The organism is Priestia megaterium, from assembly GCF_023824195.1.
Classification (GTDB): domain Bacteria; phylum Bacillota; class Bacilli; order Bacillales; family Bacillaceae_H; genus Priestia; species Priestia megaterium_D.
In genome coordinates this window covers 720,848-743,883 of sequence record NZ_CP085442.1, presented here as the reverse complement: position 1 = coordinate 743,883, position 23,036 = coordinate 720,848, and the positions used below count along the sequence as shown (strand labels likewise).

The 23,036-nt window shown below is 37.9% G+C and carries 24 protein-coding genes and 1 tRNA gene; 13 read left to right on the top strand and 12 right to left on the bottom strand.

Going from position 1 to position 23,036, the window contains the following annotated elements:
- Positions 1–114: 114 nt before the first annotated feature.
- Complete coding sequence (locus LIS78_RS03935; protein ID WP_252284660.1) at positions 115–453, bottom strand: YflT domain-containing protein; 339 nt, start codon at positions 451–453, stop codon at positions 115–117.
- Between the two features lie 506 nt (positions 454–959).
- Here LIS78_RS03935 and LIS78_RS03930 point away from each other — a divergent pair.
- Positions 960–2,294, top strand: a complete 1,335-nt coding sequence (locus tag LIS78_RS03930; RefSeq protein WP_209151704.1) for an amino acid permease — start codon at positions 960–962, stop codon at positions 2,292–2,294.
- A 32-nt stretch (positions 2,295–2,326) separates the two neighbouring features.
- Here LIS78_RS03930 and LIS78_RS03925 read toward each other — a convergent pair whose 3' ends face one another.
- The 3 genes from LIS78_RS03925 to LIS78_RS03915 form a co-directional block, all read right to left on the bottom strand.
- On the bottom strand, positions 2,327–2,956 hold the full coding sequence (locus tag LIS78_RS03925; RefSeq protein WP_209150996.1) for a copper homeostasis protein CutC: 630 nt from the start codon (positions 2,954–2,956) through the stop codon (positions 2,327–2,329).
- 64 nt (positions 2,957–3,020) lie between these two features.
- Positions 3,021–4,466, bottom strand: a complete 1,446-nt coding sequence (locus LIS78_RS03920) for a DEAD/DEAH box helicase (protein WP_209150995.1) — start codon at positions 4,464–4,466, stop codon at positions 3,021–3,023.
- Between the two features lie 168 nt (positions 4,467–4,634).
- Positions 4,635–4,706 (bottom strand) — tRNA-Val (locus LIS78_RS03915).
- A gap of 130 nt (positions 4,707–4,836) precedes the next feature.
- Between LIS78_RS03915 and LIS78_RS03910 the strand changes: the two genes are divergently transcribed.
- Positions 4,837–5,448, top strand: coding sequence for a DsbA family oxidoreductase (locus LIS78_RS03910; protein ID WP_209150994.1), 612 nt, complete (start codon positions 4,837–4,839; stop codon positions 5,446–5,448).
- Positions 5,449–5,468: 20 nt separating this feature from the next.
- Positions 5,469–6,224, top strand: coding sequence for an arylamine N-acetyltransferase family protein (locus LIS78_RS03905; RefSeq protein WP_195781166.1), 756 nt, complete (start codon positions 5,469–5,471; stop codon positions 6,222–6,224).
- A gap of 27 nt (positions 6,225–6,251) precedes the next feature.
- On the opposite strand, the gene LIS78_RS03900 is transcribed toward LIS78_RS03905, so the two are convergent.
- Positions 6,252–6,701 (bottom strand): Lrp/AsnC family transcriptional regulator, encoded by a 450-nt coding sequence (locus LIS78_RS03900; protein WP_195781167.1) that lies wholly within the window; start codon positions 6,699–6,701, stop codon positions 6,252–6,254.
- Positions 6,702–6,873: 172 nt separating this feature from the next.
- Between LIS78_RS03900 and LIS78_RS03895 the strand changes: the two genes are divergently transcribed.
- Positions 6,874–7,494, top strand: a complete 621-nt coding sequence (locus LIS78_RS03895) for a YitT family protein (protein ID WP_209150993.1) — start codon at positions 6,874–6,876, stop codon at positions 7,492–7,494.
- Positions 7,495–7,533: 39 nt separating this feature from the next.
- Here LIS78_RS03895 and LIS78_RS03890 read toward each other — a convergent pair whose 3' ends face one another.
- From LIS78_RS03890 to gnd, 5 genes are all read right to left on the bottom strand, one after another.
- Complete coding sequence (locus tag LIS78_RS03890; RefSeq protein WP_209150992.1) at positions 7,534–8,145, bottom strand: DUF1349 domain-containing protein; 612 nt, start codon at positions 8,143–8,145, stop codon at positions 7,534–7,536.
- A 152-nt stretch (positions 8,146–8,297) separates the two neighbouring features.
- On the bottom strand, positions 8,298–9,626 hold the full coding sequence (locus LIS78_RS03885; RefSeq protein ID WP_195781170.1) for a GntT/GntP/DsdX family permease: 1,329 nt from the start codon (positions 9,624–9,626) through the stop codon (positions 8,298–8,300).
- 269 nt (positions 9,627–9,895) lie between these two features.
- The gene (locus LIS78_RS03880) at positions 9,896–11,422 is read right to left on the bottom strand and encodes an NCS1 family nucleobase:cation symporter-1 (protein WP_028412331.1); all 1,527 of its coding nucleotides are present in this window, start codon (positions 11,420–11,422) and stop codon (positions 9,896–9,898) included.
- A gap of 278 nt (positions 11,423–11,700) precedes the next feature.
- Complete coding sequence (gntK, locus tag LIS78_RS03875) at positions 11,701–13,242, bottom strand: gluconokinase (RefSeq protein ID WP_209150991.1); 1,542 nt, start codon at positions 13,240–13,242, stop codon at positions 11,701–11,703.
- A 25-nt stretch (positions 13,243–13,267) separates the two neighbouring features.
- Entirely contained in the window at positions 13,268–14,167 is a 900-nt protein-coding gene (gene gnd, locus LIS78_RS03870) for a phosphogluconate dehydrogenase (NAD(+)-dependent, decarboxylating) (RefSeq protein ID WP_195781171.1), read from the bottom strand.
- 150 nt (positions 14,168–14,317) lie between these two features.
- Here gnd and LIS78_RS03865 point away from each other — a divergent pair, with 150 nt between their 5' ends.
- The gene (locus tag LIS78_RS03865) at positions 14,318–15,163 is read left to right on the top strand and encodes a MurR/RpiR family transcriptional regulator (protein WP_013055460.1); all 846 of its coding nucleotides are present in this window, start codon (positions 14,318–14,320) and stop codon (positions 15,161–15,163) included.
- Positions 15,164–15,332: 169 nt separating this feature from the next.
- On the top strand, positions 15,333–15,812 hold the full coding sequence (locus LIS78_RS03860; protein WP_195781172.1) for a GNAT family N-acetyltransferase: 480 nt from the start codon (positions 15,333–15,335) through the stop codon (positions 15,810–15,812).
- 125 nt (positions 15,813–15,937) lie between these two features.
- On the opposite strand, the gene LIS78_RS03855 is transcribed toward LIS78_RS03860, so the two are convergent.
- Positions 15,938–16,474 carry a phosphatidylglycerophosphatase A family protein gene (locus LIS78_RS03855; RefSeq protein WP_013055458.1) on the bottom strand — a complete coding sequence of 179 codons (537 nt, stop codon included), beginning with the start codon at positions 16,472–16,474 and terminating at the stop codon, positions 15,938–15,940.
- Between the two features lie 173 nt (positions 16,475–16,647).
- On the opposite strand from LIS78_RS03855, the gene LIS78_RS03850 reads away from it, so the two are divergent.
- The 5 genes from LIS78_RS03850 (at position 16,648) to LIS78_RS03830 (ending at position 19,724) form a co-directional block, all read left to right on the top strand.
- Positions 16,648–17,034, top strand: coding sequence for a hypothetical protein (locus LIS78_RS03850; RefSeq protein ID WP_029324785.1), 387 nt, complete (start codon positions 16,648–16,650; stop codon positions 17,032–17,034).
- A 162-nt stretch (positions 17,035–17,196) separates the two neighbouring features.
- Positions 17,197–17,922 carry an alpha/beta hydrolase gene (locus LIS78_RS03845; protein ID WP_028407496.1) on the top strand — a complete coding sequence of 242 codons (726 nt, stop codon included), beginning with the start codon at positions 17,197–17,199 and terminating at the stop codon, positions 17,920–17,922.
- Between the two features lie 82 nt (positions 17,923–18,004).
- The gene (locus LIS78_RS03840; RefSeq protein WP_013055455.1) at positions 18,005–18,517 is read left to right on the top strand and encodes a YjcG family protein; all 513 of its coding nucleotides are present in this window, start codon (positions 18,005–18,007) and stop codon (positions 18,515–18,517) included.
- 5 nt (positions 18,518–18,522) lie between these two features.
- Positions 18,523–18,957, top strand: coding sequence for a GNAT family N-acetyltransferase (locus LIS78_RS03835; RefSeq protein WP_209150989.1), 435 nt, complete (start codon positions 18,523–18,525; stop codon positions 18,955–18,957).
- 89 nt (positions 18,958–19,046) lie between these two features.
- Positions 19,047–19,724 carry a DUF421 domain-containing protein gene (locus LIS78_RS03830; protein WP_252284659.1) on the top strand — a complete coding sequence of 226 codons (678 nt, stop codon included), beginning with the start codon at positions 19,047–19,049 and terminating at the stop codon, positions 19,722–19,724.
- 76 nt (positions 19,725–19,800) lie between these two features.
- Here the strand turns inward: LIS78_RS03830 and LIS78_RS03825 are convergent, their stop codons facing one another.
- Complete coding sequence (locus tag LIS78_RS03825; RefSeq protein WP_209150987.1) at positions 19,801–20,052, bottom strand: hypothetical protein; 252 nt, start codon at positions 20,050–20,052, stop codon at positions 19,801–19,803.
- A gap of 378 nt (positions 20,053–20,430) precedes the next feature.
- On the opposite strand from LIS78_RS03825, the gene LIS78_RS03820 reads away from it, so the two are divergent.
- Entirely contained in the window at positions 20,431–22,749 is a 2,319-nt protein-coding gene (locus tag LIS78_RS03820) for an ATP-dependent helicase (protein WP_252284658.1), read from the top strand.
- Positions 22,750–22,866: 117 nt separating this feature from the next.
- On the top strand, positions 22,867–23,010 hold the full coding sequence (locus tag LIS78_RS03815; protein ID WP_245210650.1) for a hypothetical protein: 144 nt from the start codon (positions 22,867–22,869) through the stop codon (positions 23,008–23,010).
- Positions 23,011–23,036: the final 26 nt, after the last annotated feature.

Genomic DNA, 23,036 nt, shown 5'->3' with positions numbered 1-23,036 from the left:
ACTTGTTACACCGTCCCCATAAAAAAATCCGAACACGTTTGATTCTCCATCAAGAATCAAACGCGTTCGGATCTTCCTTCAACTAAACTACTTTTGCCCTAGCCTCTATTAAAATTAAACGTCTTTTCTTTCTCCTGTAGCAGCCACTACAATCGCACTGCCTTTCTTTAACTCTTCTTCATATTTTTTTGTTTCGGCTTTTGATAAGCCTAGTGAAGCCATTTTTGTTCGAAGCTCATCTTCTCTTGTTAAAAATAAACTCGCTGCTGAATGTAAAGGACCTTCTTCAGACAGTCGAATAATATTTGTGTCCGTTACTTCTGTTAAATTTTTAGAATTTTCCTTGTCATAGGTAAACACGTATACTTCATTTTTCTCAAAACCTTTATCTGCAAATTGATTAACTGCTTCGTTAATATTCGCTCCGTTTTCTACTACTTCAACATGTTTCATTATTTATAACCTCCTGTTTCTATCGCACATCTTTCTTTTATACTTAGCAAAAGAATAAACTTCTTACTACTATATATACCCGTTTTCAGAAAGGGAAACCCGCATTTAACGCTTTGCAGAGAGTTTGAAACTTATTCTGCAGTATCCTTTACTTGGATTTATACCTCTTTCGATTAAAATATCTAAAACGATCATTCAGCTGATTTTCAGCTAACATTCATAAGACATTCATCTAGATTGCTTATCATAGTAAAGAAAAAAGACGCTAATCAGGTACTTTATACGCATAATGAATGTCTGTGTCAGAGTAAGCCGGATATGAATGCAACAATTCATATCCGGTTTTTTATATGAAAGAACTTCTAACAATATCCTGTCCTTATGCCTGACAACATACTATAATTCTCTATATTAACTAAAAATTCAGATTACATTAGGGGGTTTTACGATTGAACAGCGATACACAGCCACAGTTAAAAAAAGAGTTAAAGATCAGGCACATCACCATGATTTCTCTTGGAGGAATTATTGGGGCTGGATTGTTTATCGGAAGCGGATCACTCATTAACACCGCTGGACCGGGCTCTATTTTTTCGTACGCATTTGCCGGTTTGCTCGTTATTTTAGTTATGCGAATGCTTGGCGAAATGTCTACTGCAAATCCTTCGAGCGGTTCTTTTTCCACTTATGCAAAAGAGGCATTAGGTCCTTGGGCCGGCTACACGATTGGCTGGCTCTACTGGTTTTTCTGGGTTATCGTTATTGCTGTTGAAGCCATTGCAGGTGCAAATATTATTCAATACTGGTTCCCGTCTTTACCGTCTTGGGGAGTAAGCCTGGCTCTTACTTTTTTATTAACGATGACCAATCTGTACTCTGTTAAATCTTTCGGAGAATTTGAATATTGGTTTTCCCTCATTAAAGTCGTCAGTATCGTTCTTTTTTTACTTTTAGGTATAGCTATTATTTGTGGATTCATTCCAGGAATTGATTCTCCCGGTACTTCCAACCTTTTGCACAAAGGCGGCTTTTTACCGAATGGAATTAGCTCTGTATTTTTAGGAATTGCCCTTGTCATGTTCTCCTTTATGGGAACAGAAATTGTCGCAACCGCAGCAGGTGAATCGTCTCAGCCTGAAAAAGCCATTACCATTGCGACCAATACCGTTATTTATCGCATTTTGTTTTTCTATTTAGGATCTATTTTTATTTTAGTAACGGTTCTTCCATGGAATTCGTCAAACCTAATGAAAAGCCCATTTGTATCTATTCTTGAATTAGTGAATATACCGGCCGCAGCTCAAATTATGAACTTTATTATTTTAACAGCCGTTCTTTCCTGTCTGAATTCTGGTCTGTATACAAGTTCTCGCATGCTGTTTTCCATGTCTCAAAACGGTGATGCGCCAAAAAGCTTTTCAAAATTAAATAAAAAAGGCGTGCCGGTTAGCGCGATATTAGCATGTACAGTTATCTCGTACGTTAGCGTCATCTTTAACTACATTTCACCGGACAAAATCTTTTTGTTCTTAGTCAATGCATCAGGCGGCGTAGCGCTTCTTGTATATCTTGTTATTGCATTTTCACAGATTAAAATGAGAAAAAAATATGAAAAAGAAAATCCCGAAGCATTAAAAATTAAAATGTGGTTATTTCCTTACTTAACTTACGCTACAATCCTTGCCATCACTAGTATTTTTATTGCCATGGCATTTATTGATTCATTACGTTCTCAGTTCTTCTTAACTCTTTTAATTGCTGTACTCGTCGTAGGTTCTTTTTTCTTTCAACGTACAAAAGTGACGAGCAGCTTAGCAGCAAAAGAAAATACATCAAAATAAAAAAACTGTTCCTTTTGGAACAGCTTTTTTATTTAACAGGATAAATCTCCTACAATTTTTGTTCCGTGTAATTCAGTTGCTTTTGTTTCTTTCATAACCCGCTCTGCGTTGCCTTCATGAATTCCTCCGCCGGGCAAAATAATAATACGGTCATTAGCATATGTAATCAATTCTCGGATCATATGCAGATTTTGCAAAGCAGATCCTTTCCCTCCTTTTGTCAAAATACGGTCTGCTCCCAATTCACTAAGTATATCAATGGCTTTGTATTTATCTTTAATCTCATCAAATGCCATATGAAACGTAATGCTTAAAGGACGAGCTTCTGTTATTAACTCTTTAGTACGCCCGTAGTCGATTTCACTTTTTTCTGTTAATATGCCGAATACTACTCCATTTACTCCAAGGTCTTTACATGCTTTAACGTCTTTTTTCATAATTTGAAATTCTGCTTCCGAATATACAAAGTTGCCGCTTCTTGGGCGAATAATCACGTTGATATCTGTATCAAGATGTTCGCTTGCATATTGAATGGTGCCGTAACTTGGCGTAGTGCCTCCTTGACTGAGATTGTCACATAATTCAATGCGGTCTACTCCTAGCTTTTCTGCTTTTTTTGCCTGCTCATACCCTTCTACACACGCTTCTTTTATGTACTTCATACTCTCAACTCCTTTATTGGCTGTATAAATAAAGCCCATCTTTAAAAAGATGGACTTCCTTCTGCTATTTAATCGCTTTATGAACTTTTAATTTCTTTCCTTTAATTGTTTTGTTCTTCATTGCTTGTAACACTTTGGGACCTTTTCCATTCAGAATCTCTACATACGAGACATTTTCTTGGATTGTAATAATTCCAATATCGTCTGCGGTTACTCCGTCTAATTTCGCAATTGTTCCTACAAAATCGACTGCTCGAATTTTCTTTTTCTTTCCTCCGTTAAAATACAGCTTCATAATGTCTTTATTTAATGACTCGCTTTTATCTTTTTTAACTTCTGGACGCTCATTGATTTTTTCGTTAAAAGCGGATGCTGCCTGCTGTACTTCTTCTTTAGAAGGAGGAGTAGATGCGGGAATCGAAAAACCAATATATTCTTCAATTTCCGATAGCATTCTCTCTTCATAAGGCGTTACAAATGTGATAGCTTTTCCTTTTTTACCGGCACGTCCCGTTCTTCCTGTACGGTGAACGTAGCTTTCTTTTTCTAACGGAAGGTCGTAGTTAATAACATGTGTGATATTATCAATATCAATGCCTCTCGCAGCTACATCTGTCGCCACTAAATAGCGGAATTTACCTTTTTTGAAATCATTCATAACCTCAAAACGGTCTTCTTGCACCATTGCCCCGTGAATTTTATCACAAGGATACCCAAGATCATCTAAATCATCTAACAGCGTATTTACCTGCTCTTGCGTGCGGCAAAAAATGATGCAGCTGTCCGGGTTTTCTACTGTGGTTACGTCTTTCAGCAGTTCAAATTTACGTTCATTTTCTACTGATATAACAGAATGGTCAATCGTGCTTGTCGTCAATCCATTCGCTTTGATTTCAATATCCACCGGCTTCTTCATATATTTGCGAGAAAGCTCTTCAATATCTTCAGGAAGCGTAGCGGAGAAAAGCATCGTTACACGCTCACTAGGAAGATGTTGAATAATTGCTTCCACTTGGTCAATAAAACCCATATTTAGCATTTCATCTGCTTCATCAATAACCAAATAACGAATTTTCTCTAATGCAAGCGTTTCTTTTTCTATATGATCAAGCACTCGTCCAGGCGTACCTACAACAATATGTGTTTTTTGCTTTAATTCTACTTTTTGCTTGGCAAATGGTGATTTTCCGTAGACAGCTGCTGCTTTAATTCGCTTAAAACGGCCGATATTTGTAATGTCTTCTTTTACCTGCGCAGCCAGCTCTCGTGTAGGTGTTAACACTAAGGCTTGGGGCTTATTTTCTTCCCAGTTAACTAATTCACACAGTGGAATGCCAAAGGAAGCCGTTTTTCCACTTCCTGTTTGAGACTTCACGACAACATCTCTTTCTTCTAGCGCAATGGGAAGCACCTTGCTCTGTACTTCCGTAGGATGGTTGTATTGCAGGCTAGAAAGCGCCTTAGCTACCTTGTCACTAAGACCATATTGACTAAAACTTCTTTGATTCATTTTGTACCCTCATTTATTTTAAATTAGTGATTATCTTTATCATGACCTGATGCACTATGTTTCATTATACTTTAATTCTTCTATACGCGCTCAAGATTTAATATAGCATTGGTTTGTCAAACGAAAGAGAAAAGCCGCTCTCTTATTAATAAGAAAACGGCTTTGGTATGAGCGATGAGGGATTCGAACCCCCGACCCCATCCCTGTCAAGGATGTATTCTCCCACTGAACTAATCGCTCGTGATATGTATTGACTATATTATAGAAAGAGTTATCCAATTTTGTCAACTATTTTTCCACAGTTCCCAAGTTGGAAGGATCGTCTTTAGTTTTGATAAAATAAGAACATGCCATAAAGGAGCGTGACGGTATGAAAGCGCATATTGAATTTTATTTTGATTTTGTCTGTCCACTATGTTTTCTAGCCACTAAGCCTTTAAGAGAAGTCATTAAAGAACAAAAAGCTGAGATTAAATGGAAGCCTTTTGAACTTTGTCCTGAGCCAGCCCAGCAGATGGAGCAAATAGAAGATTTTTTAGAGAGACCTTGGAATCAATCGATAGCTCCCTTAGCACAACAGCTACACATAGAAATAAATATGCCGGACATGTCCTCAGTCCCGCGCACTCATTTAGCGCATGAAGGCTTTCATTTTGCTAAAAAACATGGTCAAGAAAGTGCCTATGTAGATGCTGTTTTTAAAGCTTATTGGGAAGATGAAAAAGATATTAGCCAGATTGAAGTCTTAGCAGAAATCGCTGATTCCTTGCATTTAGATAAAGAAATATTTACACGTATCTTAAAAGACCGGACGTTCGAACAAGTTCATAAAGATAGCTTAGTTCATGCGTATGAAGATGCTCATGTAACGAAAGTACCAACTTTAAAAATTGGCAGCCGTGTACTTCAAGGATTCGCTTCCAAAGAGACAATCGAAAAAGCGCTGTTACATGAACGTTCTGCTAAAGACAGAGAGAAATGATTTACTAAGAGGTGCATTTGATGAATATTAATTATTATTTTAGTCGGTTTTTAGCTAAGAAACCGGATAGCCCAACGTATGAAAGCTTAGCTGCTTTACAGAACAAACACATGCTTCATGTTCCTTTTGAGAACTTAGATGTTCTGTCTCAAACCCCTATTATAATTGATTTAGAACGAATTTTTCAAAAAGTAATTGTAAATTTGCGTGGAGGATTCTGCTACGAATTAAACGGTCTATTTGGCTGGCTGTTAAAAGAAAGCGGATATAAAGTCTCTTACGTTTCAGCTACCGTCAAAAAACCCGACGGCACGTGGACCATTGAAGGAAGTCACGCTACAAACCTGGTGACGATTGAAAATCAGTCTTACATCGTAGACGTTGGATTTGGGGATTCTGTTCGCAAACCAATGCCTCTAAATGGCGAAGTAGTGAAAGATGTAAGCGGCTCTTATCGTATGACAAACGTTGCTGAACATACGTATGATTTGCAGCGATGGGAAGATGATGTATGGAAAACGTTGTACCGTGTGTCTACGCTTCCTAAGAAACTGACTGACTTTACTCCCATGTGTGAGTTCAATCAAACGTCAGCCGATTCTCCGTTTGTACACAAACGTCTTGTTACGATTGCAACACCTACAGGGCGCATTACCCTCTCTGGTGAAACGCTAACTGTCACAGATGGCGAAAAAAAGACGAAAAGGAACGTTTCAGAAGAAGAAATACCTGATATTTTACAAAATCATTTTTATATTATTAAAGGATTTTATTAATATGTCCTTACACGAAAAACCGGCCTCTTATGGGGTCGGTTTTTGCACAGGAGTAATCATCCTGTTTTCTACAGGCGACTTTAAAATAATTGAGGTATTCACATTTCCATAAGGAATCAGTTCATCCACTAGCATTCTAAGTCCATCCATTCCAGACACGGCTGCTTTGATAAAATAAGAAACCGGCCCCGTTACGCGATGACATTCAAGTACATCTTCATTTTGCTCAATAAAGTCTTCAAATTCCTCTGGTTTTCTTTTTAATTCGCTTACTTGAATAAACAGCTGTGTATCTCTTCCTAAAGCTTTCGGAGACACCGTAGCGCTGAAACGCTGGATCACTCCTCGTTCCTGAAGACGCTGCAGCCTTTCTGATACGCTTGGACGGCTAAGAGCCAGCTTTTTTGATAAATCACTAATCGTCATACGCCCGTCCCTTTGCAAAATAGACAATAATTGTGCATCGATTTGATCCATACAAACCTTTCCTTTCAAAATGAATATAATAAATAAAATCTTTATTCAAGTTGATAACAGAACAAGTATTATTTCCTTCATTTATACATGTGTTTTCTTTATTTAATATCCTATCATTAAAGTAGATGATTGAAAATGAAAATTCCGAAAAAACAAACAAAGGGGTTTATTTATGCGAAAAGTTTTATGGATTATTCTTGGATGTACGATTGCAAGTATTGGTGTTCTTATCTTGCGGCACTCTCACGTAGTGACGGGGGGAACAGCTGGTCTGTCTCTTAGCTTGTCATATGCCCTTCCCTTATCGTTTGCGGTGATCTTTTTTCTAATTAATATTCCTTTTTATCTCTTTTCCTTCTTTCAAATGGGATGGAAATTTACCGCCACAACTATAGGGTCAGTGTCTTTGCTATCACTTCTCACTTCACTCGATCACTTGCTTCCTTCTTTTACACTTCCCAGCCTGATGGGTGCTGTTACGGGCGGACTAATTGCCGGCCTTGGCTTATCCATTTTATTTATGAACGGAGCTTCTCTCGGCGGTGCTAATATTCTCGCATTATTCGCGCAGCGAAAATTCGGTTGGGACCCTGGAAAAGTGAATTTTTCATTTGATTTCCTTGTCGTGCTGTCGAGCATGTATTCAATTGGACTTTCAAAAGGAATTTTCTCGGTTATGTCCATTGCGATTACAGGGTTTGTCATCAGCTATTTCAAGCAAAAGATTGCTTTACACAATCAACCGACATACGCTTCTGCGACACAGCCTTTAGATAATGTACTTTCTAAATAAAAAAACACGATTTAGCTGTGGCTAAATCGTGTTTTTTATTTACATTTTTTCTACTTTTATAAAATCAAATTGGGCTTCATATCCTTCTCCTTGAGGACTACAAGCATAAATGCCAACTTGAACAGGTTCTTTGGTTGAGTGCAATAAGTGAGTGAGTCGGAGCTGAGTCCAAGAATCTCCATCACTTGAATAACACACGGTGTAATCATCGTTTTTGCGCTGGATTTTAAAGTAAAGCGCTGATTTGTTTTGAGTAAAATTTTGGCTGGACCAATCTGAGAAGCCCTGGTTGGTTACGACTGCTCCTAATTGGTTAGGACCATCGGGATTGTATTCAACTGACGTTTTGATCCACGTATCTTTTGATACACGAATCATGAGACCTGCTTGATCGTAGCGATTAACTGGATATGTATGCACCTTTGTCATGATTTCAAAGTCGCCTTCTACTTCACGGTAAAGAAAGTGTCCATTGTCCGCTTCAAAGCCATAATGAGTACGCTGCCAAAAATCTGTTTTAGCGTCTGTTTTAATCACTAATCGATTCGTTTCTGTATCAATTTGAAATTGAGCTGGTGGACAATACCAAGAAACTTCTGAATCTAATTTTCCTTCTGAAAAGTTTGTGAAAAATACTAGTTGATTACTCACTCTCTGTCATTCCCTTCTTAGAAGCTATTATTCTTCTATTTCTATTTTGCCATAATTTAACGAATAAATAAAATATTTTGATTATTTTCTAGTAAATTCTTTTCTTTCATAAAAAATAAGACTCTTTTACATAGAGTAAAAGAGTCTTATTTTTAAATTAATGCATTTAGAATAAGTGCTCCTGCAAAAGCAATAAAGGATAGAAGCGTTTCCAGAACGGTCCATGTTTTGAACGTTTCTTTTACTGTTAACCCTAAGTACTCCTTCACCATCCAGAAGCCAGCATCATTAACGTGAGAGAACATTAGTGAACCCGCACCCGTAACGATAACAAGCAGTTCTAAGTTAACACCGGACATGTGCTCAATGATTGGTGAGACAATACCAGCCGCTGTTGTTAATGCAACTGTTGCTGAACCTGTAGCAATACGGATTAATCCAGCAATTAAAAATGCAAGTACAAGTGGTGATAGAGATAGATGTTCAGACATTTGACCAATCGTTGTACCTACTCCGCTATCGATTAATACTTGTTTGAAGCCACCGCCTGCACCAATAATTAAGACAATAGATCCTACAGGAAGCAAACATTCTTCCGTTAGTTTTTTAATCACATCTTTTGTCATACCTTGACGTTTTCCAAGCAGGTAAAACGCTGCAAAACAAGCAATTAAAAGTGCAATTAATGGACTTCCTATTAATTCTACAAACTTCACTACGCCGCTTGGCAATCCGCTAATAACAGGTGCTATAGCTGCTAAGACCATTAATAGAACGGGCAGTAAAATGACAAAGAATGAAACGCCTGTACCAGGAAGATCTTTTGATGTTGTCGTAATACGAATTAGATCAGGTTCTCCTTCTGGAATCACTCGTTTGTGAACCCATTTTGCAAAAACTGGTCCAGCGATAACTGCAGCTGGAATTGAAATGATTAATGCGTATAAAAGCACTTTCCCCGTATTTGCTCCGTAAATACTAATAGCTGCCATCGCTCCTGGATGAGGAGGAACGAGACCGTGAACAATTGATAATCCTGCAATAACCGGCAGAGCAATCAATAATATATTTTGTTTTGTTGTTTTATGAATGGAAATAACTAAAGGCAGTAGAATTAAAATTCCTACTTCAAAGAAAACAGGAATACCAATAATGAAACCTGCTACTAGCATCGCCCATGGCAGTCTTTTCACACCGAATATTCTTACGAAATAATCCGCTACCTGCATGCCAGCACCTGAATCGGCCATCAGCTTACCTAAAATTGTTCCCAGCGCTAAAATTCCTACTAAGTGGCCTAAAACACCGCCCACTCCCGTTTCGTAAGCGGCAACAATTTTATCCATTGATAACCCAGAAGCAATTGCCAAAAACAAACTCGCAACCGTTAAACTAATAAACGCATGCCATTTAAAAACTGAAACACCTACAATAACAATAACAATTGCGGCAACTGTAATAGCTAATAAGTATGCATCCATCTTGCTTTCCACCTTCCCTTTAAGTAAACGCTTTCTCTATGTAGCAAAAAAGCTCTACACCCTGTGAATTTTTTAAAAATAAGTTCCAATTATCGAAATCGTTTACATTAATTAATTTAGAAAACGATTTCATTTTTTTATTACTTAAATTATATGAAAAAAAAATTCTTAAATCAATAAAAAAACTCAAAAAAATTTTATCAATTTTCTTCCATACAGTTTTAACACATAAAAAAATCCAATCATGTTAATGATTGGATTCACCTTATTTATTTGGTGATGGTTGGATCAGCCGTTTGACTGTCGATAATCGGTTTTTCGCTTGTTTTTAACGTTATTTCTTCATATTCCCCCGGCGCTAATACACTTTTATCTCCTCTCATGAGATACGTATAAGCAATGATAGAAATGAATAGACCAAATGTCCAGGCATTATCCCATAAAAAGCGCAGTCCGGGAATCAGTAAGCCTAAAACGGGTATGGCCACGCCAATTACTAATGCATAAATACCATTTTTATTAAAACCTGTTGAATAACTGTAGCGACCGTTTACCTCATATAAATCCTTTAATGCCATTTGTCTCCTTCTTACAAGCCAGTAGTCAGCAATGGCGATGCCGTCTATAGGACCAAGCAGCGCTCCGTATGTTCCAAGCCAGCCGAAGATATAGTTCCCGAAATTAGACATAATGTACCATGGCTGAAGTAAAATAGCAAAAATACCGGTCACTAGCGCCCCCATCGCAAACGTGATTTTCTTTGGATTCAGATTCTCAATTGCACGGGCTGGCGCGACAATATTTGCTCCCACATTAATCGTTAAAGAAGAAAGCACGATAACGATTGTTCCTAAGAAAATGATAAACGGAGGGAATTTAGCTACTAACGCCACTGGATCCCAAATAGCTTCTCCAAATATAACAATTGTTGCTGAGGTAACAGCAATTCCAATAAATGAAAAAATACTCATCGTCAATGGCAAAGAGAAGGTTTGCGCAACCATTTGAGATTTCTGACTTCTAGCATATCGACAAAAATCAGGAATGTTCAAAGCGAGCGTCGCCCAAAATGCAATGACTCCGGTTAAAGCAGGGAAAAATACAGCTAGAAATTCTCCGGTTGATGTAAATTTAGAAGGCGTAGATAAAATGGGGCCCCACCCTCCCGAGTTTGTATAAGCCCATATAAAAAGAATAATAGCTGAAATACCAATAACCGGAGCAGCAATCGCTCCTAATACTTTAATCGCTTGCGGTCCTTTATATGCCACTCCTACATTTAAAAGCCAAAAGAGAGCAAATACAATGGCTGTATGACCAGCTAAACCATTCCAAGACGAAAACGAAGCGCTTAGCAGTGTATCAATTGCTTCCGTTCCAATCCATGTATTAATTCCAAACCACCCAGCAGCCACAATGGCCCTAGCCAGTGCTGGGATATGTGCTCCTTTATCTCCAAACCACAGGCGTGCAAATACTGGATAAGGAATGCCAAACTTGGTTCCAGCGTGAGAATTAAGCAAAATAGGAATAAGAACAATAACATTTCCTAAAAAGATTGTACCAATTGCTTGCCACCAGTTCATTCCAAGCGTCATCATTCCGCTCGCCATTGTGTAAGCTGGAATACACAGACACATCCCAATCCAAAGCGTGGCAAAGTTAACTCCTTTCCAAGAATGCTCTTTCATCGTAGTCGGACGTAAATCCTCATTCCAAAGGTCACTGCCGCTCAGCTGATTGTGCGTCTCATCTGTGAGCGTCACAATTCCATCTTGCTCGATTTGTGTTTTCATCCATAAAACCCCTTTTCATAAAATAAGTTCATTCCAAAAAACAAATTTTGTTTGAATTTTCTGAAATATAAAGGCGTTTGTGACGATTCCTTCTAGTATGTGATAAATACTAACGTTATCCCTTATTATATTTAATGAGAAACGGGGATACACTGGACAAATTGTAACATTATTTGAGGGAACTTTTATATATTGTGTAGTGTCAACTCTTTTGGTTGTTAGATAACCTAACACACAAAAAATCATCGCCTGAAAGCTTCAAGCGATGATCTTTGAACTTAATGTACGTATTTTTTTTGAAAAGCCGTAATGCTTTCGTATTCTTCTTTAAATAAGCGAGCCAAACGAATATAGATAGCCGTTAACTCTTTATATACTTCACTGTTTTCTTTGATTGGATAATGATGATTAGTCGCTCCAACCATATCAGAAACAACGTTTAATGAGTCAACTTCGCCAAGGCTATATAAGCCAAGGATAACTGCTCCTAGACATGAACTTTCAAAACTTTCCGGCACGGACACTTCTTGGTTAAAAATATCTGCCATCATTTGACGCCAAAGTGCAGAACGTGCAAATCCGCCTGTTGCCTGGATTTTTGTAGGCTCTCCAATTAACTCTTCAAGTGCCAATAACACCGTATATAAGTTAAAAATAACGCCTTCTAGTACGGCACGAATCATATGTTCTTTTTTATGATGCAAACCTAGGCCAAAAAATGAGCCTTTAGCATTTGCATCCCAAAGCGGCGCACGCTCTCCTGAAAGGTATGGATGAAACAATAAGCCGTCTGCTCCTGGTTTCACTAAAGCCGCAATATCCGTTAATACTTCATACGGATCTTTTCCAAGGCGTTTAGCTGTTTCTATTTCGGACGCTCCAAACTGATCGCGAGCCCATCTGAAAATCATGCCTCCGTTATTTACAGGGCCGCCAATTACCCAGTGGTCTTCTGTTAACGCATAACAGAAAATACGACCTTTAGGATCGACTACTGGCTTGTCAGTCACTGCTCGAATAGCTCCACTTGTCCCGATTGTCACAGCAACAACGCCTGGTTCAATTGCATTTACGCCTAAATTTGATAATACACCGTCACTTGCACCTACAATAAAGGGCGTATCTGGAAGTAAATGCATGTCAACTGCAAGTTCTGGGTTTAACCCTTTTAACTGATGCATTGTTGAAACAGGAGTGGATAACTGATCAGTTGTAACACCTGCTACTTTAAGTGCTTCTTCATCCCACGCAAGATTTTTCAGATTAAACAAACCCGTTGCTGATGCAATCGAATAGTCGATAACATATTCGTTAAACAACTTAAAGAATACATATTCTTTAATCGAAATAAATTTATGTGTTCCCTTCACTAATTCAGGCTGTTCATTAGAAAGCCATGTTAGCTTGGAAAGCGGCGACATCGGATGAATAGGCGTACCCGTACGTAAATAAATCTCATGACCGTTGTATTCATTTTTAATTTTTTCCGTCCATTCTGCACTTCTATTATCCGCCCACGTGATACATTTTGTCAGCGGTTTTCCCTGCTGATCAACGGCAATAACACTGTGCATAGCTGAGCTGAATGAAACGCATAAAATATCCTCAGGTTTTACATCGCTCGTTTTTACAACCGTTTGAATTGTACGTACAACTGCTTGAAAAATTTCTTCAGGATCTTGCTCAGCCATCGCGGGCGTCGGCGAGTATAATGGATACTCAATCCCATGATTCGCAATGACTGTACCGTCTACTGAAAACAATACAGACTTTGTACTCGTTGTTCCGATATCTACACCTATTGCATATTTTTTGCTCATGCTGCTGTCCCCCTACTTTACTACTTTACTTATTTACAACACCGTGACCGCCGAATTCATTTCGAAGTGCTGCTACAACTTTTCCTGTAAATGTATCTTCCTCTAATGAACGATAGCGCATCATTAGCGATAAAGCAATAACAGGAGTTGCCGTTTGAAGATCAAGAGCAGTCTCTACGGTCCATTTCCCTTCACCAGAAGACTGCATGACTCCTTTAATACTATCTAGTTTAGGATCTTTTGAAAACGCATTTTCCGTTAGTTCCATTAACCAAGAACGAACAACAGATCCGTTATTCCAAACGCGCGCTACGGCTTCATAGTCGAAATCAAACTGACTTTTTTCCAGAACTTCAAATCCTTCAGCAATGGATTGCATCATTCCATATTCTACACCATTGTGAACCATTTTTAAAAAGTGACCGCTTCCGCTTTTACCTGCGTACATAAATCCATTTTCTACGCAAATATCATTAAAAATCGGTTCAATTGTACGGAATACTTCCGCATCTCCGCCGATCATTGTACACGCTCCGTTTCTTGCGCCTTCCATTCCGCCGCTTGTCCCTACATCAAAGAAGTAAATACCTTTTTCCTGAAGATCATGAGCACGTCGAACGGATTCTTTATAATTAGAGTTTCCTCCATCTATTATAATATCTCCTTCTGACAGAAGTTCTTTTAGTTCTGTAATAACATTTTCCGTTACTTCTCCAGCCGGAACCATAATCCATACAACTTTAGGTGAAGGGGGCAGTTCATTGACTAACTCTTCAACAGTAAAGGCACCAGCTGCTCCTTCATTTGAAAGTTTTTCTACCGCTTCTTTATTTACATCATAAGCTACTACTTCATGATGGTTGTCCATTAAATTTAATGATAAATTATATCCCATTTTTCCTAAACCGATTAATCCAATTTTCATTTTACAAACTCCCTTTGAAAAAAAATTTCACATTACCTCTATTATACGAATTATTTTTCATTTTGCAATCGTTTACAAGAAAATTTTTTTCACTCATATTTTTGTGCTATACTCTTTTTACTACTAAATTCGTGGAAAGGAACATCAGTTATGACGCAAAATTGCTTAGGAAAAATTCGTTCTCACTATGCTAGATTCAGTGAAAAAGAGAAAAAAATAGCAAATTATATTTTAGAACAGCCGGAACAAATTATTCACAGTACCATTAACGAAGTGGCAGATGATTTAAATGTAGCTGATGCAACAGTCTTTCGCTTTTGTAAACGAATTGGCTTCAAGGGCTATCAAGCGATGAAAATAGCGCTGGCTGCTGAAATTATGACGCCTATTCAGCAGATTCACGAGGAAATTGCTGAAACGGATAATGAAAAAACGATTGCTGAAAAAATCTTTCGTTCTAATGTGCGAACGCTTGAAAATACATTACAAATACTAGAAAGCAACGCTATTGAAAAAGCCGTCAAACTTCTTATGAAGGCGGATAAAGTTCAGTTTTATGGCACGGGAGGCTCTTCAGTGGTGGCTATGGACGCTTTTCATAAATTTGTTCGAACAGGAATTAAAACGTTTGCATTTATTGATTCCCACTTCCAGCTTATGTCCGCTTCTCAATTAACGAAACAAGATGTAGCGGTAGTGATTTCTCATTCTGGAACAAATAAAGACACGATGAACATTTTAAATACAGCAAAAGCGAACGGTGCCAAAACGATCGGTATTACGGGTTTTCCTAAATCTCCATTAAGCCAAAATGTCGATGTTTCTCTTTATACGAGTTCAGAAGAAACAGAATATCGATCTGAAGCTCTTGCCTCGAGAATTGGACAGCTAAGCCTCATTGATGCTTTGTACGTTAATGTGATGATTGCGAATAAAGACGCCTCTAAACACTCACTTGAAAAAGTACGCGATGCCATTGCTGAAACTAGAATTTAATGTTTCGCCCTTATATATTCTTCAACTATAACATCAAACAGAGCATAGAATATATGCTCTGTTTAGTGCAGTTCTTCGCTTAAAATTTTCAGGTTTCAATTCTCATTTAACATTTTCTAAGTTGCTACATATGATAAAGCACAACTTTTAAAAAGTAGGTGAAGTGTGTATGGATATTATCTATCGCACTGCAAAACTAGATGATTATACAGAAGTAAATAAAATATTAGGGGAATCACTAGAACTCCACGCAAATGCGCTTCCTTCTATGTTTGATAATCAAATGGCTGTTTTATCTCCTGAACAATATCAAGCTACTCTTTATTATGCAACCATTGATATTCTTGTAGCTCAATATCGAAATCAAATTATTGGGGCGTCTGTTGTTGAATTAAAATATAACCCTCCCACCACATTAGCTCCTCTTTCCTACACAGCGTACATCCAATATTTTGGCGTTAAGAAAGGCTTTCAAAATTATGGCGTAGGAAAAGGTCTTTTTTCTGCTACGAAACAGTGGGCTGTACAAAAAGGAGCAAATGACCTCCAGCTTACCGTATGGGCATTTAACGAGAAAGCACGTGCTTTTTATGAAAGTCTTGGGCTGAAAAACTTAAGCTACCTTATGACTACTTCACTACAGTCATAAATCGTTCCGTTAACGGAGACTAGACACGTAGGTGATACGTGCCTAGTCTCCGTTATTCAAATAAAAGACTAAATCATTTCGACGTGTTAATTTACGCAGCTTATATACATACTAAAAGAAGTTTATTACGTAGCCGGATTGCCTTCTTGCAGCTGTTCTTGTTCATCACGCTGACGGTGAGCTAAACGACTTGCCGCACTAGAAGCTACGCTCGCTACTAAATCATCTAAAAAGGTATTAACTCCTTTTTCTTTTTTACAGTCCAGCTTTTCAATAATGCCTACTTTTACTTTATCTAAATAGCCAAAGGTCGTAACAGCGATACTGCCATAGGTTAAAACGGCACCTAAAGCAATCGTTTCATCAACACCAAACAACCCTTCGTCTTGTTCTACAATACTTTGAAGAGGTTCTGATAATTTATTTTGCTCAGCTAACTTATCAAGTTCGATTCCAACTAGAAGCGCATGCTGAATTTCTCTCTTTTGCAGTACTCTTTCTACGCTTTCAGCGCATTCCTGAATGGTTAGAGCTGGATGATAAGGAAGCTGTAAATCATACACAATTTCAGCAATATCCAAAACTGTTACGCCACGCTCTTCTAGCAAATCAAATGTTGCCTTTGCTACTTCTTTGCTCGTTGGGATTTTTTTCGCTGTCATGTCTCTCTCTCCTTTTCAAGTTGTTGTCTCTCTTTATATTAAATTCGATGAGAGGAGCTAAAAACCTTTTTTGTTTCATCCACCTGAATTCATAAACTCGTCACATATCTCTTTAGGCGCTCATTACATTTACTTGCTATAATGAAATTATCTAATCAGGAGGTTTGTCTACTGTGGAAGAAAAACAAAGTAAATTTAGCAGAGGCTTATTATTATTTTTCATTGGCGCAACAGCCCTTTTCTTTATCGTCTTAATCGTTCTGTTTCTCATGTCTACTTTTGGAAAAAGCGAAAAAGAAGCCGTAGCTCTGCTAGCAGGGAATCACTACGCTATCGTTAAGGAAGAGAATTCATATACTCTTTATGATCAAAAAGAAAACAAGCCTATTTTAGAAGATGTAAACGGCTATTTCGGTGCTCGCAATATCCGAAGCTATGTAAAAAATGACACAGAATTGGTTTCGATTGATGAAAAAGAAGAGGAATATACGAAGAAGCCGCTAGAAAAAGCCAGCCAAGCAGAAAAAGCTATGTTTAAAAAAATGAAAAAATTAGACTAACCAAAAGCGCTTCAGTCGATTCTGAAGCGCTTTTTTAATGATGCATGCCTCTTTCTCGTCATTCGCTAAAAAATTCGTTACAATAAAATAAAGAACGGTTATTAGAAAATGTGTTACAATAAAGGTAACGCTTTCATTCAAATGCATAGGAGTCGATTATTCATGTCAGAAAGTAAGCGGAAGTTAGAAGAAATTTCTTTTTATAGTGACGCACTGCAAGAAGATGTCACGTTACTAGTCTATTTGCCGTCAAACTATTCTACGCTCTATAAGTATTCCTTACTTATTGCCCAAGACGGAAAAGATTATGTTATGTACGGACGGACACCTCGTTTAATTGATGATTTAATGAACGAGTCGGAAATCGATCGTACTATTTTTGTTGGAATTCCATATAAAAGCGTGGAAGACAGACGCGATAAGTATCATCCAGAAGGAAATCAAGTAGATGCTTACATTCGCTTTTTAGCACATGAACTTGTGCCATTTTTGGACAAAACATATCCTACATATCAAATGGGAAAATCGCGTGTTCTAATTGGTGATTCGCTTGCTGCTACAGTTTCCCTGCTGACGGCAATTGCGTATCCTCACACGTTCGGGAAAGTAATTATGCATTCTCCTTTCGTGAACGATGCTGTATTACAAACGGTCAACTCATTTGCTTCTCCTTCACTTCTGGATTTGTATCATGTTATTGGAACTGAAGAAACGGATGTAAAAACAACACAAGATGGTATATTGAATTTTATTGAGCCTAACCGCCTGTTGCACGAACAAATGAAGCAGCGTGGATATTCTGTTTTCTACGAAGAATTTAATGGAAATCATACGTGGAAATACTGGCAAAAAGACGTAAAGCGTTCGCTTCAATATATGTTGAAGTAGAAAGATATCATATTTTTTGAAAATTTGTTATAATAAGCTCGCTTTATACATATTTTATGATCTTACTTTGGAGGGATTTTTTATGAAATTTGGCGTTGTACTTTTTCCATCTAAAAAATTGCAAGATGTAGCGAATTCTTATCGAAAGCGCTATGATTCTCACTATTCATTAATTCCGCCTCATCTTACATTAAAAGAAGTCTTTGAAGCTACAGAAGACCAAATTGATGAAATTGCGGCTAACTTGCGTAAAATTGCCGAAGAAACAAATCCATTTACATTAAATGTAACGAAAGTAAGCTCATTTTCACCAGCCAATAACGTTATTTACTTAAAAGTGGAACAAAAACCAGAACTGACGTCACTTTACAATAAACTTCATGAAGGCAATCTCGAACAGCCAACTGAGTATTCATTTATTCCGCACATCACTATTGGTCAACGCCTTTCAGATGATGAGCACTTAGACGTGTATAGCCAGTTGAAGCTTGTAGATGTCGCTCATGAAGAAACAGTGGATCGCTTTCATTTAATGTACCAGCTTGAAAATGAAACATGGACTGTGTTTGAAACATTTCGTCTTGGAAAGGGATAAGATACGTGAACATCAAAGTACTAACGAACAAGCAAGATCATTCTGATGCTTACTTCGTACGTCAAAAAGTATTTGTAGAAGAACAGCAGGTTGATGTAGAGCAAGAAATCGATGAATACGATTCCGAAGCCCTGCATTTAGTTGTATACAAAGGAACTGCACCAATTGGGGCAGGACGCTTCCGTATGGTAGAGGACTATGGAAAAGCCGAACGAATCTGCGTTCTTTCTTCTTATCGAAAAGACGGTGTAGGAAAGCTTTTGATGGATAAGTTAGAAGCGCTCGCAGCAGAGCATGAGATTGAAAAGATTAAGCTGCATGCTCAAACGCATGCGGAAGGATTTTATAAAAAGCTAGGCTACGTAACGGTTTCAGGTGAATTTATGGATGCTGGAATTCCACATGTAGAGATGGTAAAGAAACTAAGTAAAAAACACTAGGAATTGAACCTGGTGTTTTTGCTTTTTTAAAGGATAAGAACCTTTGCTTCGCTTATACTAATACCTAATCATGTGAATTAGGTGAAAATATGGATGAACTTATCGGAATTGCATTAGAACTCTTTATCGGATTTATCTGCTTGTTTATTTTAACTAAATTTTTAGGTAGAGCGACGATCACTCAGCTTACCACTTTTGATTTTATCTCTGCTCTTGTATTAGGAGAGTTAGTAGGAAATGCGTTATATGACTCAGAAGTAGGAATAGGCAAAATTTTATTTTCTGTTATCTTTTGGGGAGCGCTTATTTATGTCACCGAAGTTATTACTCAAAAAAATATTCGCCTGCGTTTGTTTTTAGAAGGACGGCCATCTATTATTATTCGAAAAGGGAAAATTTCGTACAAAGAACTTAGCAAAAATCGATTAGATATCGATCAGCTTCTTCATATGCTTCGTTCAAAAGACATATTTTCCATTCGTGAAGTTGAATATGCGATTTTAGAAACAAATGGATCACTAAGCGTATTGCCAAAATCTGATTATGCTAAGCCAACAAGAAGCGATCTACAGCTGCCTCCTTCTGAACCTGTTTTATCTATCGCCTTCGTCAGTGATGGACGTTTGCTTTTGAAAAACTTGATTCAGTCAGGTTTTGATGAAGACTGGTTAAAGACACAGTTGAAAAAACAGGGATTTACCGACTATAAACAGGTGCTTTATGCTGAATGGCAGGAGGGCAGTACACTTTTTATTGAATCTTACTAAGATGTTTTTTACTTGTTCATTACTTTGTTAGAAAATCGTGAGCGCATTCATTCTGCTGCGTTCACGATTTTTTCTATTAGACACGTGTATTAATCACTAGGCCCTTATTTGTTAGCTTGCTGTATACACGCTCTGCTGCTTGAAGCTTTTTTCGCTTTTGTAATGAACTTGGCGTCAATTCCAGTGAGTGAGAACGCGATTCAAACTCTTCGTCAAAGCTTTTTTTCTCAATAGGCCAAATACGATTTGAAAAAGAAGCATTATTTTTTTGAAGGCGATTTGCATATTGAATAGATTGATAAGGTGTGACGGGCAGTATATATCCCATATGGACCCTCCTCTTTTTCAAGATACCTTCTACTCCCAGACCTCAGTATTTTTCTCAAGAATTATCGACATTAAAACAGCTCACTTAAACCCTCTACTTTAGACTTGTTCAAAACAGATGGCACCTTGTATCTATACCGCCTTTTTTGAACATATGTGATGTCTTATTCAATATATACCCTTTTTTACATCCTATCCCTCCAAAAATATCCGTGCTCTTTTTAAAAAAAGATGATTTTGATATGATAGACTTTGACTATAAAACAAAAACTGTGCGTATACACACATCTATATCGATGTAGAACGAGAGCGGCTTCTTGCTTTAACTCCCTCTTATTTACTATTGATTATTCATGTTTTAAAAAGGAGGCCATGTTTTTTGCAACGTGCACTTTATCAAAATCAGATACTTAATCTCGCTATAACGGCTAGAGACCGATTTCAATATTTATATGAAGCTAGTCTCCGAGGAGAAATGACATGTGCTCACTGCGGAGAACCAGTTAAATTATATCTGGGGATTGAGCATTCTCCTTACTTTTATCATGCTCAAGTTCCCCATGAAAGAGAAGAGTGTTCAGACACACTATCAGAAACAACAGCTGTACAACAAATAAAAGAAAATCCGGCTGAATACAGAGAAACCAATGGATTTCGTATTCCTAAAGGACGAGCTATTGGTGAGAAAAGTTCAACTGTAAAAGAGAAAGCGACATGGAGGTCTTCCGCACCTTTTTCAAGTGTTCCTGCTTTTCGCTTAAAACCAGCTGTTCCTAAACACTCTGACTCTCCTTATTTAAATGAATTTAAAGAGAGCGGTATTGAATTAGATTCGAACCAATGGAAAGCTGTTACACATTCAGAAGGACCGCTCCTTATTCTAGCCGGTGCAGGAAGCGGAAAAACGCGTGTATTAACAGCTCGCACCGCATATATGATACAAGAAAAACAAATTGATCCAAAATCCATTATGCTGGTGACTTTCACGGCTAAATCAGCTAAAGAAATGAAAGAACGATTGGCTACATACCCAAAGATGTCCGGCTTACATCTTCGTCAAATGCTAGTTGGAACTTTTCACAGCATTTTCTTACGTATGATTGTTCATCATAATCCTCAAGCGTGGCAAATGGACCGCCTGCTAAAATGGGATTGGCAAAAAGAACAGATTGTGAAAGAAGCAGCAAGAGAGCTCCACGTGGATGAAAAAGATTTTCCGTTTGATCAGGCACTTCAGCAAATCGGCTATTGGAAAAACACGCTTGTTGGCGTGAAAGATGTTCGCCCAAAAGACAAATGGGAACAAGATGTGCACTTTTTATATCGTCGCTATGAAGAAGTCAAAAAACAAAAACAGCTATTCGATTTTGATGACATGCTGTATGGATGTTATGAAATGCTAAAACAAAATCCCGATTTACTAACTCGTTATCAAAAAAGGTTTCGCTATTTTTTAATTGACGAATTTCAAGATATCAATAAAGTTCAATATAAAATTATGAAAATGCTAAGTGAAGACTCTAAAAACTTGTGTGTCGTAGGAGATGATGATCAATCAATTTACGCTTTCCGCGGAAGCGACCCTTCGTTCATTTTAAACTTTGAAAAAGATTTTGCTAATACAACTGTTATTACGTTAAACCAAAATTATCGTTCAGCTCACGCCATCGTTTCTTCCGCTAATAAAGTCATTGCACGAAATACAGCGCGCCGACAAAAAGAAATGGCTGCCCAGTTTGACAATGAGTTGCGACCTACATTCTTCTTTCCATACGACGAAGAAGAAGAAGCAACAATGATTGTAACGGATATGAAAGAAAAGATTAAGCAAGGGGCTTCTCCAACTGACTTCGCGGTCTTGTACCGAACTCACGCTTCTTCACGCGCCATCTTTGAACGTTTATCGCAGTCAAACCTGCCATTTTCAATCGAACAAGATGCGGATTCGTTTTATAAAAGACGAATGGTTCGAAGTTTACTTTCATTTCTACGCTTGAGCGTGAATCCAAATGACGCAAGTTCGCTACAAGATTTAGTAAACGCGCTCTTTTTAAAGAAAACAGCGGTCAATGACTTAAAAGCAGCAAGTATTCTTCATGATGGTACATTTATTGATGCGCTTGAATATCTTCAAGATTTAAAACCGTTTCAGCAAAAAAAGCTCAAGAAAGTAATTCCTTTATTCAAGTCGCTAAAATCAATGTCTCCTTCTTTGGCACTTGAGACCATTTCTAAAGATATGGGATTCGATGATTTTGTTAAAAAACGCGGAAATGAAGGAAATATGATGGAAAAAGGTTCGGATGACGTGCGGGATTTAAAAGTTGTAGCACGTAAATTCAAAACCGTCCCTGAACTCTTAGAGCATGTGGATCATATGATTGCCATGAACACAGAGATGAAGGCTTTAAGCAAGCAATTTAATGAAAGTATTCAGCTAACCACAATTCACCGAGCAAAGGGTCTTGAATATAAGCATGTATACGTACTGAGCAGTGTAGATGGAGGATTGCCTCATGATTATGCACTCGAAGCTTATCGAGGCGGAGATGATATGCCGCTTCAAGAAGAACGCCGCCTTTTATATGTAGCAATGACGCGTGCACAAAATTCACTTTACTTATCCGTTCCGCAAACTAGAAGAGGTAAAACTGCTTATCCTTCAAGATTCCTGAAGACGTTTATAAAAAAAGTGTAAAGGAAAAACAGGCTGGGACAAAAGTAGTTTCATTAAAGTGAAAAACGAACTATCTATCAAAAACGGATAAATAGTTCGTTTTTTTATACTCATGGTGAACGCAGGTGCTTCTAGCTGTTGGTTGGAGGGCAAGGCGAAGACTCCTGTGGGAACAGCGGGACAGATGAGACCCCACAGGAGCGCAAGCGACGAGGAGCCCATGGAAAGCAACAGCGGTCGAGCAAGGAGTCCAGATCATGTATCCAGATTGTTCGTCTTTAAATTGGATTCCTGTAGTTATGTTTCAA